The sequence below is a fragment of the Ruegeria sp. YKSF131 genome (assembly GCF_059612645.1).
This window is the reverse complement of record NZ_JBXWQZ010000016.1, coordinates 62,522-78,369: the sequence shown is the minus strand read 5'-3', so window position 1 is coordinate 78,369 and position 15,848 is coordinate 62,522. Positions and strand designations below refer to the sequence as shown.

Annotated in this window: 16 protein-coding genes; 7 read left to right on the top strand and 9 right to left on the bottom strand. The window is 56.0% G+C overall.

Going from position 1 to position 15,848, the window contains the following annotated elements:
• The 5 genes from sufC to iscR all read right to left on the bottom strand — a co-directional run.
• On the bottom strand, positions 1-523 hold a 523-nt coding region (gene sufC / locus AC2FLZ_RS08125; RefSeq protein WP_496882049.1), incomplete at its 3' end, for a Fe-S cluster assembly ATPase SufC.
• Between the two features lie 48 nt (positions 524-571).
• Complete coding sequence (locus AC2FLZ_RS08120) at positions 572-775, bottom strand: hypothetical protein (RefSeq protein WP_480517060.1); 204 nt, start codon at positions 773-775, stop codon at positions 572-574.
• On the bottom strand, positions 775-2,295 hold the full coding sequence (gene sufB / locus AC2FLZ_RS08115; RefSeq protein ID WP_480472827.1) for a Fe-S cluster assembly protein SufB: 1,521 nt from the start codon (positions 2,293-2,295) through the stop codon (positions 775-777). The genes AC2FLZ_RS08120 and sufB overlap by 1 nt, the downstream gene beginning before the upstream one ends.
• 18 nt (positions 2,296-2,313) lie before the next feature.
• Positions 2,314-3,393 carry a cysteine desulfurase family protein gene (locus AC2FLZ_RS08110; RefSeq protein WP_496882048.1) on the bottom strand — a complete coding sequence of 360 codons (1,080 nt, stop codon included), beginning with the start codon at positions 3,391-3,393 and terminating at the stop codon, positions 2,314-2,316.
• Positions 3,394-3,444: 51 nt separating this feature from the next.
• Entirely contained in the window at positions 3,445-3,903 is a 459-nt protein-coding gene (gene iscR, locus AC2FLZ_RS08105; protein WP_209596301.1) for a Fe-S cluster assembly transcriptional regulator IscR, read from the bottom strand.
• A 179-nt stretch (positions 3,904-4,082) separates the two neighbouring features.
• Between iscR and AC2FLZ_RS08100 the strand changes: the two genes are divergently transcribed.
• From AC2FLZ_RS08100 to AC2FLZ_RS08075, 6 genes are all read left to right on the top strand, one after another.
• The gene (locus tag AC2FLZ_RS08100; protein WP_170424714.1) at positions 4,083-4,736 is read left to right on the top strand and encodes an alpha/beta hydrolase; all 654 of its coding nucleotides are present in this window, start codon (positions 4,083-4,085) and stop codon (positions 4,734-4,736) included.
• On the top strand, positions 4,736-4,981 hold the full coding sequence (locus AC2FLZ_RS08095) for a hypothetical protein (RefSeq protein WP_480493134.1): 246 nt from the start codon (positions 4,736-4,738) through the stop codon (positions 4,979-4,981). Before AC2FLZ_RS08100 ends, AC2FLZ_RS08095 begins: the two co-directional genes overlap by 1 nt.
• Positions 4,978-6,147, top strand: a complete 1,170-nt coding sequence (locus AC2FLZ_RS08090; protein ID WP_496882047.1) for an HD domain-containing protein — start codon at positions 4,978-4,980, stop codon at positions 6,145-6,147. The genes AC2FLZ_RS08095 and AC2FLZ_RS08090 overlap by 4 nt, the downstream gene beginning before the upstream one ends.
• Positions 6,148-6,509: 362 nt before the next feature.
• Complete coding sequence (locus AC2FLZ_RS08085) at positions 6,510-6,845, top strand: DMT family transporter (protein WP_480517066.1); 336 nt, start codon at positions 6,510-6,512, stop codon at positions 6,843-6,845.
• 76 nt (positions 6,846-6,921) lie between these two features.
• Entirely contained in the window at positions 6,922-8,739 is a 1,818-nt protein-coding gene (gene typA / locus AC2FLZ_RS08080) for a translational GTPase TypA (RefSeq protein WP_480472835.1), read from the top strand.
• Positions 8,740-9,374: 635 nt separating this feature from the next.
• A complete protein-coding gene (locus AC2FLZ_RS08075; protein ID WP_496882046.1) occupies positions 9,375-9,740 on the top strand; it encodes a hypothetical protein in 366 nt (121 codons plus the stop codon).
• A gap of 127 nt (positions 9,741-9,867) precedes the next feature.
• Here the strand turns inward: AC2FLZ_RS08075 and AC2FLZ_RS08070 are convergent, their stop codons facing one another.
• From AC2FLZ_RS08070 to recA, 4 genes are all read right to left on the bottom strand, one after another.
• On the bottom strand, positions 9,868-10,491 hold the full coding sequence (locus AC2FLZ_RS08070) for a transglutaminase-like cysteine peptidase (RefSeq protein ID WP_480517070.1): 624 nt from the start codon (positions 10,489-10,491) through the stop codon (positions 9,868-9,870).
• A 372-nt stretch (positions 10,492-10,863) separates the two neighbouring features.
• Positions 10,864-11,151: a DUF1330 domain-containing protein gene (locus AC2FLZ_RS08065; protein ID WP_480517072.1), complete on the bottom strand. Its 288-nt coding sequence runs from the start codon at positions 11,149-11,151 to the stop codon at positions 10,864-10,866.
• Between the two features lies 1 nt (position 11,152).
• The gene (gene alaS, locus AC2FLZ_RS08060) at positions 11,153-13,825 is read right to left on the bottom strand and encodes an alanine--tRNA ligase (protein WP_496882045.1); all 2,673 of its coding nucleotides are present in this window, start codon (positions 13,823-13,825) and stop codon (positions 11,153-11,155) included.
• A 169-nt stretch (positions 13,826-13,994) separates the two neighbouring features.
• The gene (gene recA / locus AC2FLZ_RS08055; protein ID WP_480472844.1) at positions 13,995-15,062 is read right to left on the bottom strand and encodes a recombinase RecA; all 1,068 of its coding nucleotides are present in this window, start codon (positions 15,060-15,062) and stop codon (positions 13,995-13,997) included.
• Positions 15,063-15,254: 192 nt separating this feature from the next.
• Between recA and AC2FLZ_RS08050 the strand changes: the two genes are divergently transcribed.
• Positions 15,255-15,848, top strand: coding sequence for a sulfotransferase family 2 domain-containing protein (locus tag AC2FLZ_RS08050; RefSeq protein WP_496808794.1), 594 nt, complete (start codon positions 15,255-15,257; stop codon positions 15,846-15,848).

Below are 15,848 nucleotides of genomic sequence, written 5' to 3'. Positions count from 1 at the left end.
CGGTTTCGTCCATGATGCACATCTTGGGTTCAAGCATGGCCATCTGCAGGATTTCGTTACGCTTTTTCTCACCGCCCGAAAAACCAACATTGACCGGGCGCTTGAGCATATCCGCGTCGATCTTTAGCGTCTTTGCTTTGGCACGCACCTCTTTCAGAAAGTCTGCGGCAGACAGTTCCTCTTCGCCACGGGCCTTGCGCTGCGCGTTTACCGCGGTGCGCAGGAACGTCATGTTGCCAACGCCGGGGATTTCAACCGGGTATTGGAAGGCCAGGAAAACACCTGCTGCCGCGCGCTCTTCCGGTTCCATCTCCAGCAGGTTCTGACCGTCCAGAGTGGCCGAACCTTCGGTCACTTCGTACCCGTCGCGCCCCGACAGAACATAGCTAAGGGTCGATTTGCCCGACCCGTTCGGACCCATGATCGCGTGTACCTTGCCAGCCTCGACCGTCAGGTCCACACCTTTGAGGATCTGCTTGTCTTCTTCTTCAAGCTGTACGTGCAGGTTTTTGATTTCCAGCATTTTTTGTCCTTTTGCGTATCGCAAGGGGCGTCTTGGCCCCGCATTGTTCTAGCCCAGTAATCTGCGGATCAGTCTGGCGAGGATCCAACCTAGGATCGCCCCGCCACCTACCGCCCAAACCGGGTTGATGAATTCCATGTAATGGGTGTTGACGTAGGCCACGCCAAGCAGCCCCCCCAGAACCGGCAATGCGTACCCAAGCCAGGTCAACACATCATCCTTACGGATGCGGGTTCTGGGTGACTGCGTCATCACCCAACCGACCCTTCAAGTGAGATGGCCACCAACTGCTGTGCTTCCATCGCAAACTCCATCGGAAGCGCCTGAAGCACGTCCTTGCAGAACCCGTTGACCACCAGGGCCACGGCTTCTTCCTCGTCCATGCCGCGCTGACGGCAGTAGAACAGCTGATCGTCATCCACTTTTGACGTCGTCGCCTCGTGCTCAACGCGGCTCGAGTTGTTCTTGACCTCGATATAGGGAACCGTATGTGCACCGCATTTGTCGCCGATCAGCAGACTGTCACACTGTGTGTAGTTCCGGCTGTCCTTGGCTTTCGGGTGCATCGACACAAGCCCACGATAGGTGTTCTGGGCCTTGCCCGCGCTGATGCCCTTGGACACGATGCGCGACTTGGTGTTCCTGCCCAGATGAATCATCTTGGTGCCGGTGTCGGCCTGTTGATAATTGTTGGCAATCGCGATCGAATAGAACTCACCCTGGCTTTCATTGCCGCGCAGGATGCAGGACGGGTATTTCCATGTCACGGCCGATCCGGTTTCCACCTGCGTCCACATCACCTTCGACCGGTCACCCCGGCAGTCGGCGCGTTTGGTCACGAAGTTATAGATACCGCCCTTGCCGTTTTCATCCCCCGGAAACCAGTTCTGAACAGTCGAGTATTTCACCTCGGCATCTTCTTCGACGATGATCTCGACCACGGCAGCATGCAGTTGTGCCGTGTCACGTTGGGGTGCGGTACAGCCTTCCAGATATGAGACGTACGAGCCCTTGTCAGCAATGATCAGGGTGCGTTCGAACTGACCGGTGTTCTCGGCGTTGATGCGGAAATACGTGCTTAGTTCCATCGGGCAGCGAACGCCCGGCGGGATGTAGACGAATGAGCCATCCGAGAATACAGCTGAATTCAACGTTGCATAGAAGTTGTCCGATACGGGAACCACGGTTCCCAGATACTTCTTGACCAGCTCAGGATGCTCTTTGATTGCCTCAGAGATCGAGCAGAAGATCACGCCTGCCTTTTTCAGTTCGGCCTGAAAGGTGGTACCCACGGAAACCGAGTCAAACACTGCATCGACCGCTACCTTGCGGCCCTCGGCGGGTGCATCCTCTGCACCTTCAACACCAGCCAGAATCATCTGTTCTTTCAGAGGGATACCAAGCTTTTCGTAAGTGGCGAGCAGCTTTGGATCAACCTCATCCAGAGATTTGGGTTTCTCTTCCATCGATTTGGGGCGGGCATAGTAATACTGGTTCTGAAAATCGATTGGCGGATAGTGAACCATTGCCCATTTGGGCTCTTCCATTTTGGTCCAACGCTCGAACGCGGCCAAACGCCATTCGGTCATCCACTCAGGCTCATCGTTTTTCCCCGAGATCAGACGGACGATATCAGGGTTCACGCCTTTGGGGGCGTATTCCATCTCGATATCGGTATTCCAGCCATATTTATATGTGCCGACCTCACGAACCGCATCCACGGTTTCCTGATCGACACCTTCTTTCACCTGGGTCTGGTCCAAAGTGGCCATGACTTACCCTCCGTCAGATCACGCAGCCCGCGCGCGATGCTTTTTCTCTTTTTCAAGCCACGTTTCGGCGAAACGCAGCACATCTTCTTCCGTCGTCTCTGGCCCCAACGAAACGCGGATTGCGCATGAGGCCACCGTCTCATCAAATCCCATTGCCGTCAGAACCCGACTGGTTTTGACTTTGCCGCTGGAACAGGCGGATCCCGCACTGATGGCAAAGCCAGACAAGTCCATCTGCATCACCTGCGTTTCGCCTTTCCAGCCGGGCGTCGCGAAACACAGGGTATTCGGGAGTCGCTCCTGATTTTTCCCGACAAAAATAGTAGATATTGCACCAGCCTCAAGGGCGTTTTCTAGAATATTTCTAAGTTCTCTGACTTTTTCCCATACTCCATCAGCCAGATCGCGTTGAGCTGCCTCGGCAGCCGCGCCAAAACCGGCAATACCCACCACATTTTCAGTGCCGGATCTTCGCCCCATCTCCTGACCGCCACCGCTGGCCAAAGGTTCGATATCGATACCTTGCCGCAGGATCAAAGCGCCAACACCTTTTGGCCCGCCAATCTTATGCGCCGACAGGATCGCCATATCTGCGCCACTCCAGGCAAAGGAAAACGGAATGCGTCCAACAACCTGCGTAATATCAAGCAACAGCCAATCAGCGCGCCGCGCGCCATAGGGCCACTGGTTCTCTACTTTCTGAGGCGGATGCGTGATGACTCCGGTCTCAGAGTTCGCAAGCCCCATCGCCAATATGTGCCCGGGGCCATAGGGATGCTCGCTACAATGGGTCAGATCGAAATGCGACCACAGCGCATCGTGGGCGGTGCTGTCGACAAAGAAGTCGCAGCTTTCGGGGCGGTTTTGCAGAACCCGCGCTGCTTCGGTCGCGCCAGAGGTAAATATGACCTCTTGCGGACGGCAACCGACGGCCTCGGCGACCTGCGCCCGCGCGCGTTCGACCAACGCTTTTGCGGCACGCCCTTCTGCATGAACAGATGACGGGTTCCCGACCACATCCATCGCCGCGATCATAGCCTCGCGTGCTTCGGGTCGCAGCGGTGCGGTCGCGTTATGATCCAGATAAACACGTTTCATGGATACATCTTTTCCCGCAGGGATGTCATATGCATGTTCGACCTGCTCAGCTCATTCATCGACGACGGAAAACAGGCTTGGAACTGCCGGGCAAGGCGCAAGGTCGTTCCTGATCACATCAGACAGGCGCGTCTGGTGCAAAAAGACATAGACATGCGCGCTCAGGCTTTCCCACAAACGGTTCGTCAGGGATTGCGCCCTGCTGCCCGATGACGCACCGGATGCTCCGGCCCCTTTTTGCAGGGCATCAACCGTCTCATCCACGGCCGCAAGAACCTCGACCACGCGAATCTCGGACGCGGGACGTGCAAGACGATACCCCCCTCCGGGCCCACGGACAGACGCAACCAGTTCCGCGCGACGCAGCTTGACGAAGAGCTGTTCAAGATACGGCAGAGAAATGTCCTGCCGTTCCGAGATTTCGCCCAGGGTTACCAGGCGATCTGTCGGCTGAAGTGCAATATCCGCCAAAGCGACCATTGCGTAACGCCCTTTGGTCGAAAGCTTCATTCTCTGCCCCCTTTTAGACGGATCTGCGCGAAATCATTGACGCCGACGCTGCCAGTGCGTATCTCCGACTGGCAGCGCGATTGCGCCAAGCAATGTAATTAGAACCGTTCTAAGGTGTCCGACGATTATAGTCAAGTATATCCGGATGCCCGCACGAAAATGACAGGACCAAAGCACACATGCCCGAGGTGATTTTTCCCGGACCCGAAGGCCGCCTGGAAGGCCGCTACCACCCGCAAAAGGAAAAAGACGCACCGATCGCCATCGTGCTTCACCCGCATCCTCAGTTCGGCGGGACCATGAACAACAAGGTGGTCTATAACCTGCACTATGCCTTTTACAACATGGGCTTCACAGTGCTGCGCTTTAACTTCCGCGGCGTTGGTCGCAGTCAGGGCGAATATGATCAAGGTGTTGGCGAGCTGAGCGATGCGGCATCTGCGCTGGATTACCTGCAATCCATGAACAACAATTCGAAACACTGCTGGGTTGCGGGCTTTTCGTTTGGGGCGTGGATCGGAATGCAGTTGCTGATGCGCCGCCCCGAAATCACGGGTTTCATCAGCGTGTCGCCGCCTGCCAACATGTATGACTTTTCCTTCCTTGCGCCCTGCCCGTCTTCGGGCCTGATCATCAACGGATCGGCTGACCGTGTGGCACCACCAGCGGACACCACAGCGCTGGTCAACAAACTGCACGAGCAAAAAGGGATCACGATCACCCATAACGAGGTTGAGGGCGCGGATCATTTCTTCCAGGATCGCCACATGGACACGCTGATCACAGATGTCAGCGACTATGTGAAACGTCGGCTGACCGAGAACACCCGCTAATGTCCGACACCATCACATCGCTTGCGGCCAAACTGGCCGAAGATACGATGAAGGTTATGGACGAAACCGGCGAAGACCGGTTCTTTGTAGAAGTGGGTCAGGTTCTTGGTGCGGCGTCTCAATCTTTGGAAGAGGCATTCCTGACGGAAATTCGCGTGCGTCTGGCCGAACGCAAGGCACGACAATTCGTGATCAAGCGCCTCGCCGCGCATCGCGCGAAACTCAAGGCGATCGAAAAGCAATGACCGACCGCCTTGTTGCGCAGGTCGCGTTTCTGAAACGGGCCGACAGTCTGAAACTGGTCGAGCGGGCAAATGTCCTGCTTGACCAATCGAGGCCCGAAAACTCCGCCGAACACAGCTGGCACTTGGCATTGTGGGCAATGGTCATGGCACCACTGGCCGGGCCGGACATCTCGGTCGACCGGGTCATCCGCATGTTGCTGCTGCATGATCTGGTTGAGATCGTGACAGGTGATCACCCGATTCACCTCGACACGGATTGGGGCAACGTGGCTGAGGCTGAACAGGCCGCCGCACAGGAATTGTTTGGCCTGTTGCCCGACGAACAAGCACAGGAATTTCTTTTGCTCTGGCATGAGTTTGAGGCGGATCAGACCCCGGATGCCCGGTTTGCCAAGATTCTGGATCGCTGCCAACCGCTGTTTCAGGTTCTGTGCGCCACCGACCCGCGGCAGGATCATGTAGAAATTGCGCGTTCGAACCTAGCGGACGGACGCGCATCGTATCTGGCCCTTGCGTTTCCACTGGCCCACCAACATGCCACAAACCTCTTGAATAACTCGACCCCTCAGGATGACGCATTCACGAGAAGATTGGCGTTTCTTACAGAAGCGGACCAGTTGAAATCCGTTCTGCGCGCGTCACGCCTGATGGCCAGCGACCGGTTCGAAAACTCGGCGGAACATTCTTGGCATGTCATGCTCTATGCCTGGGTATTGGCGGAATACGCGCATTCGGATGTTCAGTTGGACCGAATACTACAGATGTTGCTTTTGCACGATGTTGTCGAAATCGACGCGGGCGACCACCCGATCCACGGTCATGTCGACCACGCGGAACAGGAAGCCAAGGAACAGGCCGCCGCCAAACGATTGTTTGGCCTTCTGCCTGACTGTCAACACCGGTCATTTACTGAACTATGGCACGAGTTTGAGGCGGCTGAGACCACAGAAGCCAGATTTGCAAAGGCTGTTGATCGTTTTCAGACACCCATAGCAAATCTGGAAACAGGTGGCGGGTCATGGGTCGAATACAGCGTTAAATTCGATCAGATTGTTACGCGTGTCCGACCCGCAATTGCAGCGGGAGCGCCTCAGCTGTGGGACTGGCTGCAACCCCAACTGGTTGCGCATTTTGAATACTGTGAAACACGCGACCCTCAGGCATAAAAAAAGGAGCCTGAAGGCTCCTTTTTTCTTGCTTGGTTTCTAGCGGCGTTCAAAAAACACTACTACCATCAAACTGTTGAACCAAGTTGGCTGCATTCACTTCGACGGCCCCCCCGTCAGCAAGCCACCCAATCGCCACTATCAGAGCCGAAGCAAATATGATTGATTTCGCAAATAACGTCATCGCTCAAAACTCGTTAACAAAATTAAAAAATATGGGGCAAATATTACATTCATTCGATTGAAAAAACAGTCAGGTATACCTGACCCAAGGTAATCTTGTAGACTGCAAGGCGGTCGACGTATTTCACTCACGCAAATCGCCATCTAGCCACCCGACCCACCCTTTTCGAGGTACTCAAATGCCCCAAGCCTATCTGTATTTGTTGCTGGCTGTGCTGGCGGAAACCATTGGCACGACGGCCTTGCAAGCCAGCCAGCAGTTTTCGCGGTTCTGGCCATCCGTGATTGTTGTCGTTGGGTATGCGTTTGCATTTTACCTCATGGCGCTGACGCTGAAGGTCATGCCTGTCGGTATCGTTTATGCAATCTGGTCCGGTCTCGGTATATTCCTGATCGCCGTAATCGGATTCATCGTGTTCGGCCAAAGGCTGGATTGGCCTGCGATCCTGGGGTTGACGTTGATCTTGTCCGGAATCCTGATCATTCACCTCTTTTCAAAGACTGCCGGACACTGAACCACGGTTAGGGCTGGTATATTTTGCCGCGCCACGTTATGCGCGCGGCAACTTCCCGTTCAAAGGCTGACCTCTCATGGACCTGCGCAACATCGCAATCATCGCTCACGTGGACCACGGCAAAACGACCTTGGTCGACGAGCTGCTCAAACAATCCGGTGCTTTCCGGGAAAATCAGGCCGTCGCGGAACGTGCCATGGACAGTAACGACCTGGAGCGTGAACGCGGCATCACCATCCTGGCAAAGGCCACGTCGGTCGAGTGGAAAGACACACGCATCAATATCGTCGACACCCCTGGTCACGCCGATTTCGGAGGCGAGGTCGAGCGCATCCTCAGCATGGTCGACGGTGTTGTTCTGTTGGTGGACGCCGCAGAAGGCCCGATGCCCCAGACCAAGTTTGTAACGTCCAAGGCACTGGCGCTGGGCTTGCGTCCGATCGTGGTCCTGAACAAGGTCGACAAGCCGGACGCCGAACCTGACCGCGCACTGGACGAATGCTTTGACCTGTTCGCCAATCTCGGTGCGGATGACGACCAGTTGGATTTCCCTTCAATGTACGCCTCGGGCCGTTCTGGCTGGGCGGATATGGAGCTGGACGGCCCCCGCAAGGACTTGAGCGCACTATTCGACTTGATCGTCGATCATGTCCCTGCCCCGAAACAGATCGAACACAAAAATGAACCCTTCCGGATGCTGGCCACGACGCTGGGAAGCGATCCCTTCATCGGCCGTATCCTGACTGGCCGCGTCGAAAGCGGAACGCTGAAGGCTGGCGACAGCCTCAAGGCGCTTAGCCGCGATGGTTCGGTCATCGAAAACTTCCGTGCCACGAAAATCCTGGCGTTCCGGGGCCTGGGTCAACAGCCCATTGACGTGGCCGAAGCAGGCGACATCGTGACCATCGCTGGCATGAGCAAAGCCACCGTAGCGGATTCGCTGGTAGCCCCTCAGGTCACTGAGGCCCTGCCCGCGCAGCCCATCGATCCGCCGACCATCACCGTGACCTTCGGTATCAATGATTCTCCGTTGGCGGGCCGTGATGGCAAAAAAGTTCAATCACGCGTCATTCGAGACCGCCTGATGAAGGAAGCCGAATCGAACGTCGCCATCCGTGTCACCGACACCCCGGGCGGTGAGGCGTTCGAGGTTGCGGGCCGCGGCGAGCTGCAAATGGGCGTTCTGATCGAGAACATGCGCCGAGAAGGCTTTGAACTCAGCATCTCGCGCCCTCAGGTTCTGTTCCGTGAGGAAGACGGGCAGCGGCTTGAGCCCATCGAAGAAGTCACCATTGACGTGGATGACGAATATTCTGGTTCCGTTATTGAGAAGGTTACCGGCGCGCGTAAGGGTGAACTGGTCGAGATGCGCCCGGCCGGTACGGGCAAGACGCGGATCATCGCCCATGTCCCGTCCCGTGGTCTGATTGGTTACCACGGAGAATTCCTGACCGACACGCGCGGTACCGGTGTACTGAACCGTGTGTTCCATGACTGGGCGCCACATAAAGGGCAAATTCCGGGCCGTCGCGCAGGCGTTCTGATCTCGATGGAGAAGGGTCAGGCTGTGGCTTATGCGCTGTGGAACCTGGAAGAGCGTGGCCGCATGTTTGTTGGTCCGCAAACAGACGTGTATCAGGGTATGGTGATCGGCGAACACTCACGCGACAACGATCTGGAAGTGAACCCTCTTAAAGGCAAGAAGCTGACAAACGTGCGCGCCAGTGGAACCGACGACGCGGTCCGCTTGACGCCGCATATCCAGTTCTCACTGGAGGAGGCAATTGCCTATATCGACGATGATGAACTGGTGGAAGTCACACCAAACGCGGTGCGGCTGCGGAAGCGTTTTCTTGACCCGCACGAGCGTAAGCGAATGGCCAAATCTGCCTAGAACACCCTCAGGTTGCAAACTGACCAAACGGAAACAATGGCATTAGTGTGGCAAATTTGCTTCCAATTCGACAAAAGACGAAATCAGAAAAACCGGGCCCACTGCCCGGTTTTTATTTGAAAAATAACAGTTTTCTCCATATGGTTGAAGGCTTCTGACACAAGCCTCATCAACAAGATATTGTAGGTGCCCTCAAACTATGGTCAAAACACGTCAGAAGTGTGACGTCCTTCACAAACACCGATACGAGAATGGTGCATAGAAGGACATAGTTTAGTTATCGAGTTCCAAGGAGTTCAAAATGGGTAATAGAGCTCGCAAGTTTCCACTGTTTTTTATTGCGACAACTTTTCTGCTTTCACCTGCCGGTGAAACCTTTGCCGCTGGGACATGTACGGTTGCAACAGCACGGCAATCCGCTGCGTCCGCTCAGGTTTTGTGCGAATGCGATGCTGTGACATCCGGCATGATCCGCTACATTCAACGTCGGCATGACTTCGATCAGATCCTGGCGCGCGTCGGTGCAGAATGCGCCCCGCTGGCAGGCCTGCTAAGTGACTTCCCGACCGCATCAATCGGTGTCTCAGACCAGAGATCCGGGGACGGACCTTCCCAGGAAAACGGCACGCCCCCCAATGGCGGCGGCGGTAATCCAACCGGTGGTGAAGAACCCGGTGGCGAAGAGCCCGGTGGTGAAGAGCCCGGTGGCGAAGAGCCCGGTGGTGAAGAGCCCGGTGGTGAAGAGCCCGGTGGCGAAGAGCCCGGTGGTGAAGAGCCCGGTGGCGAAGAGCCCGGTGGCGAAGAACCCGGTGGCGAAGAGCCCGGTGGCGAAGAGCCCGGTGGCGAAGAGCCCGGTGGCGAAGAGCACGGTGGCGAAGAACCCGGTGGCGAAGAGCACGAAGAAGACCGATAGAGACGAAATCGAGTATCAGCGAACCGGGCCTAGGAAAGCGGAGCGTATTCGACAGCAGAAGCTTTGCTGGTCAAGGCTTCGGGGCTAGAATACGTCGATACGCAAAACGTTCGGATTAATCCGTCCAAACGTCAGGTCAAAGACTACACTCTTGGGCGCAGATCAAATCTGCGTCTAAGGGCAGGAATTTGTGTATGTCGAAGATTCCGCTGAGATCAGCTGCGCCCGTAAACGCCAACCCATTGACTGGGCCGCTTCGGGTCTTGCATGCGCAGGAACAGATAGCGCGTAGCTGTCCAGGGCTTGATCCGGTTTGTGAGATTGTCCAAGATCAGGTCGCCCTGCGCCGAGCGGTAAACCAGAACCGCATGAGGTGTCCGGCGTGTGTCCAGTACGGTTGCAATCAAAAGCTTACTTGGATCAACCCCCGCATGGATCAGATCTCTTTTCTTCAACAATGCAAAGTCTTCACAATCACCGCCTCTGGGTGTTGGCAATGCCCATCGCTCACGCGTTTTGTACTGAGACTGATCCGTAACTTCCCGGGTCGACGCATTCACGCGACGATTCACTTGATTTACCACCGTCAGCTCTTGGTGGCTGGACAACGTCACCGAACGTTTCGCAGTGCAAGCCCAGTTATATTGGTTGCATAGGTTGATTGCACCTGAAGGCGGAGGCGAAGACGCAACGGTAGGGATAAAAACGCCGTCGGATGCCTGCGCGACAGGTGCGGACGCTATGACGCCGATACACACGGTGCAGATGCCCAATGCGCGCGACGCAACCGATGCAAGCACGGCAACACACCTCTTGGGTAAATTCGTTAATGAAATCATGCGAGGTCCCCGATCCGATGTTCTTCGAGCGATTGCATGTCCAACTGCACCACATTCTGTTTCTTGAAACTATCTGTGATCAGGTGTTACGCGCAATCTTTTGAGAACCTGCAAGCGAAACAGGGCAAAAATTCGTCCGGGAATCTGACAATTTTACGTAAGAATTTTGTTGGCGCGGCCACAATTTGGTCAGGAACCATTCGGTAGAACGTGAGAACCGGAAGATAAGATATTGAAACCTAACAATTATATAAAAAACAGCCCGCTATCGCGGGCTGATCGGCATCAACCAAACATGACATAAGCCGAATCTTGCTTATCCACTGCCGGTTTTCTTGAAATTATCAGTGCCTTGGAAGCAAGGCCCAAATGTCACTCGGTGATTTCTACCACAATCAGTTCACGCTCGCTTGCGCCGCGCGCGTGATTCAGGGCTTGCTGGTACTCATCCGAGTGATAGCATTCAACCGCAACCTCCAGCGACGGGAAGCGCGCCACTACGTTTCGTGGACGTTCCTTGCCTTCCAGCTGAACGTATCGCGCAGCACGGGCGATAAACTCGCCCCCGTGCTTGGCGATGGCCGGTCCGGCCAGTTCGGCGTATTTGCCGTAAGCCTCGGCGTCTGTCACCGTGACATGCGCAATCCAAAGAGCAGGCATATTATCCTCCCAAAACCTGTTGTGCGGCCTTGATTGCCGCATCTGCATTTGATGCATCCTTGCCACCGCCCTGGGCCATGTCAGGACGGCCGCCGCCGCCTTTTCCGCCCAACTCGATCACGGCCGCTTTTACAAGATCCACCGCCGAAATCCGTCCGGTCAGGTCTTCTGTCACACCTGCCGCAACGGCCGCCTTGCCGCCCGTATCCGCAATCAGCAGCACCGCACCCGATCCAAGTCGGCTTTTGTGTTCGTCAATCAACGCAGGAAGGTCCTTGCCTGAAACACCGCTGAGGGCTTGCGCCAGGAATTTCACGCCATTCACATCCCGCGCCTCGGCACCACCGCCCTGACCGGCCCCGCCAGCCATAGCCAGATCCCGGCGCAACTGAGCCACTTCGTTCTGCAAGGCCTTGCGTTCGTCCAGAAGGCTTTTCACGCGCGCCACCACGTCGTCCGGTTGCGCTTTCAGTTCCGATGCGACCTGAGCCAGACGTTGATCTTGCGCCGAAAGATAGCGGAAGGCTTCATCGCCGGTCAGCGCTTCGATCCGGCGCACACCAGCACTGCTGGCGCTGTCACCCAACACAACAAAGGTGCCGATATCACCTGTCTGGCGCACATGTGTGCCGCCACAGAGTTCTATCGACCACGTATCTCCGTCATGACCTTTTCCTGTTGGCGCCTTGCCCATAGAGACAACACGAACCTCGTCACCATATTTCTCGCCGAACAGGGCCTGGGCACCCAATGCGCGCGCGTCGTCGGGTGTCATGACCCGGGTTTCAACAGTCGAATTCTGGCGGATGAAATCGTTCACCTCACATTCGACTTTTTGGATTTCCTTCAGGCTCAGCGCTTTGGAATGACTGAAGTCGAACCGCAGGCGATCCGCCGCGTTCAGCGAACCGCGCTGCGCCACGTGATCACCCAGCGTTTCGCGCAATGCTTCATGCAGCAGGTGCGTGGCCGAGTGATTGGCGCGAATGGCGGAACGGCGGGCATGATCAACCTCAAGCTCTACCGCGTCGCCTTTGCGAACAACTCCGCTTTGTACCGCCACCTTATGTGCATAAACCTTGCCGTCGGCAAACTTCCTTGTGTCCTCCACGCGGCTCAGGTGATCGCGATCCTCCAGCCTACGCAACGCGCCAGTATCGCCGACCTGACCGCCGGCCTCTCCGTAGAACGGGGTCTGGTTCACGACGACCCAACCGCTGTTGCCCGCGTCGATCTTGTCGACCAGTGCACCATCAACAACCAGGGCGACAACCTGCGCTTCGGCTTTCTCGGTATCATAGCCCAGGAAATCCGTCGCACCGGCGGTATCCAGCACATCGAACCATACGACCTGATCCGCCGCTTCACCTGACCCGGCCCATGCGGCACGTGCCTTGGCCTTTTGTTCGGCCATCGCGGTATCAAAACCGTCCGTGTCGACGCTCAGGCCCTTTTCACGCAGCGCATCCTGCGTAAGATCCAGTGGGAAGCCATAAGTGTCGTAAAGCTTAAAGGCCGCTTCACCTGACAGGGGTGCCCCCTCGGAAAGCCCCGAAACCTCATCATCCAGCAACTTCAGACCACGGTCCAGTGTCTGCTTGAACCGGGTTTCTTCCAGCAGCAGCGTCTCTTCGATAAGCGGTTGCGCCTGTTTCAGTTCAGAATAATGCCCGCCCATCTGCTGCACCAGCGTAGGCACCAGGCGATGCATGACAGGATCCTTGGCGCCCAGCAGGTGCGCATGGCGCATGGCGCGGCGCATGATCCGGCGCAGAACGTATCCGCGACCGTCATTGCTGGGCATCACACCGTCTGCAATCAGGAACGAGGTCGAACGCAGGTGATCCGCGATCACCCTGTGATGCACGTTCTGGTCGCCATAGGGATCGACACCGGTCGCATCCGCCGAAGCCTCGATCAGGGTCTTGAACAGGTCGGTGTCATAATTGTCATGGCTGCCCTGCAACAGCGCCCCAATCCGTTCGAGCCCCATACCGGTGTCGATGGACTGCATGTCAAGCTCGACCATCGAGCCATCTTCGAACTGCTCGTTCTGCATGAAAACGACGTTCCAGATTTCGATGAACCGGTCGCCATCTTCCTCGGGTGATCCTGGAGGGCCACCCCAGATGTGATCGCCGTGATCATAGAAAATCTCAGTGCACGGACCGCAAGGTCCGGTCGGACCCATCTGCCAGAAATTATCATTGGTGGCGATGCGGATGATCCGGTCCTCGGGCACACCGACCTTCTTCCAGATTTCAAAGGCTTCATCGTCGGTATGGTAGACCGTGGTCAACAGGCGGGTCTTGTCGATACCGAATTCCCTGGTGATCAGCTCCCATGCAAAAGGGATCGCTTCATGTTTGAAGTAATCCCCGAATGAGAAGTTCCCCAGCATCTCAAAAAACGTGTGGTGACGCGCCGTATAGCCAACATTGTCGAGGTCGTTGTGCTTGCCGCCCGCCCGCACACATTTCTGGGCCGTGGTGGCGCGTTTGTAATCGCGGGTTTCCAGACCGGTAAACAAGTTCTTGAACTGCACCATGCCTGAGTTCACGAACATCAACGTCGGGTCATTGCGCGGCACCAGCGGGCTGGACGCGACGACCTCATGCCCTTGTTTTTCAAAGTAGTTCAGAAAAGTCGATCGGATGTCGTTCAGGGTTGGCATAGGGCTCTCTCGGCGCACATATATCTTGGTCTCCGTTGGTTTAGCCCCCCGTCAAGTGAGTGTCCACAGCAGAGGCACTCTGGAACGAAACAAGGCGACCCGATCAGGCCGCCTTGTTACAACTGTTGCAGTCTTTACGCAGAGGCTACGGATCACCCGCCTCAGGGCATCAGGCCTCCAGAATATCGTCATCCTCGGCAAACCCTGGCGACAAGTCGAATTCCAGCCCATGCGCCGCGCGGATCTTGTCTTCGATATCCAACGCCACCCGGCTGTTTTCCCGTAGGTATTGTTTGGCGTTCTCACGCCCCTGCCCGATCCGCTCATCACCATAGCTGAACCAAGACCCGGACTTTTCGACAACACCGGCTTTGACACCCAAATCCAGCAATTCGCCCATCTTCGAGATGCCTTCGCCATACATGATGTCGAACTCGACCTGCTTGAACGGCGGGGCCACCTTGTTCTTCACAACTTTTACGCGGGTCTGGTTCCCGACCACCTCATCCCGGTCCTTGATCGCGCCAATCCGGCGGATATCCAGCCGAACCGAGCTATAGAATTTCAGCGCGTTGCCACCGGTTGTGGTTTCCGGACTGCCGAACATTACGCCGATCTTCATCCGGATCTGGTTGATGAAGATGACCATGCAGTTCGAGCGGCTGATCGAGCCTGTCAGTTTGCGCATCGCCTGGCTCATCAGTCGGGCCTGCACACCGACACTGCTGTCGCCCATGTCCCCTTCGAGTTCCGATTTCGGCGTCAGGGCAGCGACCGAGTCGACAACAACCATATTGACCGCGCCCGAGCGCACCAGAGTATCCGTGATTTCAAGCGCCTGCTCACCGGTATCGGGCTGCGAGATCAGAAGCTCATCCAGATCAACACCCAGCTTGCGGGCATATTGCGGGTCCAGAGCGTGTTCCGCATCCACGAACGCGCAAACTCCACCCCGCTTTTGCTGCTCAGCTATACAATGAAGGGTCAAAGTGGTTTTGCCCGAGCTCTCAGGCCCGTAAATCTCAACAATACGCCCCATCGGCAGTCCGCCGATACCCAGCGCGATATCCAGACCCAGCGACCCGGTCGAGCTCGCCTCGATGTCCTGCCGGGCATCTTCGCCCAGTTTCATGATCGATCCCTTGCCGAACTGCCGTTCGATCTGGGCCAGCGCACTGTCGAGCGCCTTTTGCTTGTCTGCGTTTTTCTTGTCGCTCATAGTCAGAAGATCCGCCATTGTCCTGTCGCCTTCCCTTTTGTCACACCCTTAATCGGGCGGCAATCGCTGCTTTGTTCGCCTCTTGTTCCTTATGAGATCAAAAAGAGAACATTTCAACCAAAACTTACAGAAATCAGTCTTCTGCAATTGTGTTAAAGAGTCGTTTACGACAATCTGCACAAGTAACATGGCAATTTTTCGGATCGGTAAATGCTTGTTTTTTATAAAGAACGACTGGCTTTTCTTTCTGTCCCCAAGACCGGAAGCACGGCTTATCATACGGCGTTGCGTGACCGAGCAGATCTCATCGTTTCACATCCACCAGAGCTGAAACACGCCTCGGTGCGTCGGTATGACCGGTTTTTCCAGACCATGTTTCGAAAACTGTTTGATACCGAGATGGAAATTATGGCCGTTGTGCGCGAGCCGTTGGATTGGCTGGGCAGCTGGTACCGGTTCCGCAGTCGCGAAGACTTGATAGGTCAACTACGCTCGACACGTGACATGAGTTTTGACGCGTTCGTGCAAGCCTATTTGCAGGACACACGTCCAGAGTTTGCCAATGTCGGCAGCCAGGCGCAATTCTTCCGTACCCGCAACGACAGCGCTGGCGCTCATCATATCTTCAAATACGAACATCAGGACAAGGTGTTGGGTTTTCTGCAATCACGGCTGGACATGCAGATCGATCTGAAGCGCGAAAACGTTTCGCCTCAGGGAGATTTACATCTGTCACCAGCCACCGAGCAGAAGTTTCGTAGTGCCTTCCCGGAAGAATTTGCGCTGCACAAAGCCGCATTGTGA

What these genes read in the sequence shown, in the direction of transcription:
- AC2FLZ_RS08120 (WP_480517060.1), bottom strand. Translation starts at nt 775, where the DNA reads ATGACGCAGTCACCCAGAACCCGCATCCGTAAGGATGATGTGTTGACC.
- sufB (WP_480472827.1), bottom strand. Translation starts at nt 2,295, where the DNA reads ATGGCCACTTTGGACCAGACCCAGGTGAAAGAAGGTGTCGATCAGGAA.
- AC2FLZ_RS08110 (WP_496882048.1), bottom strand. Translation starts at nt 3,393, where the DNA reads ATGAAACGTGTTTATCTGGATCATAACGCGACCGCACCGCTGCGACCC.
- iscR (WP_209596301.1), bottom strand. Translation starts at nt 3,903, where the DNA reads ATGAAGCTTTCGACCAAAGGGCGTTACGCAATGGTCGCTTTGGCGGAT.
- AC2FLZ_RS08100 (WP_170424714.1), top strand. Translation starts at nt 4,083, where the DNA reads ATGCCCGAGGTGATTTTTCCCGGACCCGAAGGCCGCCTGGAAGGCCGC.
- AC2FLZ_RS08095 (WP_480493134.1), top strand. Translation starts at nt 4,736, where the DNA reads ATGTCCGACACCATCACATCGCTTGCGGCCAAACTGGCCGAAGATACG.
- AC2FLZ_RS08090 (WP_496882047.1), top strand. Translation starts at nt 4,978, where the DNA reads ATGACCGACCGCCTTGTTGCGCAGGTCGCGTTTCTGAAACGGGCCGAC.
- AC2FLZ_RS08085 (WP_480517066.1), top strand. Translation starts at nt 6,510, where the DNA reads ATGCCCCAAGCCTATCTGTATTTGTTGCTGGCTGTGCTGGCGGAAACC.
- typA (WP_480472835.1), top strand. Translation starts at nt 6,922, where the DNA reads ATGGACCTGCGCAACATCGCAATCATCGCTCACGTGGACCACGGCAAA.
- AC2FLZ_RS08075 (WP_496882046.1), top strand. Translation starts at nt 9,375, where the DNA reads ATGGCGGCGGCGGTAATCCAACCGGTGGTGAAGAACCCGGTGGCGAAG.
- AC2FLZ_RS08070 (WP_480517070.1), bottom strand. Translation starts at nt 10,491, where the DNA reads ATGATTTCATTAACGAATTTACCCAAGAGGTGTGTTGCCGTGCTTGCA.
- AC2FLZ_RS08065 (WP_480517072.1), bottom strand. Translation starts at nt 11,151, where the DNA reads ATGCCTGCTCTTTGGATTGCGCATGTCACGGTGACAGACGCCGAGGCT.
- alaS (WP_496882045.1), bottom strand. Translation starts at nt 13,825, where the DNA reads ATGCCAACCCTGAACGACATCCGATCGACTTTTCTGAACTACTTTGAA.
- recA (WP_480472844.1), bottom strand. Translation starts at nt 15,062, where the DNA reads ATGGCGGATCTTCTGACTATGAGCGACAAGAAAAACGCAGACAAGCAA.
- AC2FLZ_RS08050 (WP_496808794.1), top strand. Translation starts at nt 15,255, where the DNA reads ATGCTTGTTTTTTATAAAGAACGACTGGCTTTTCTTTCTGTCCCCAAG.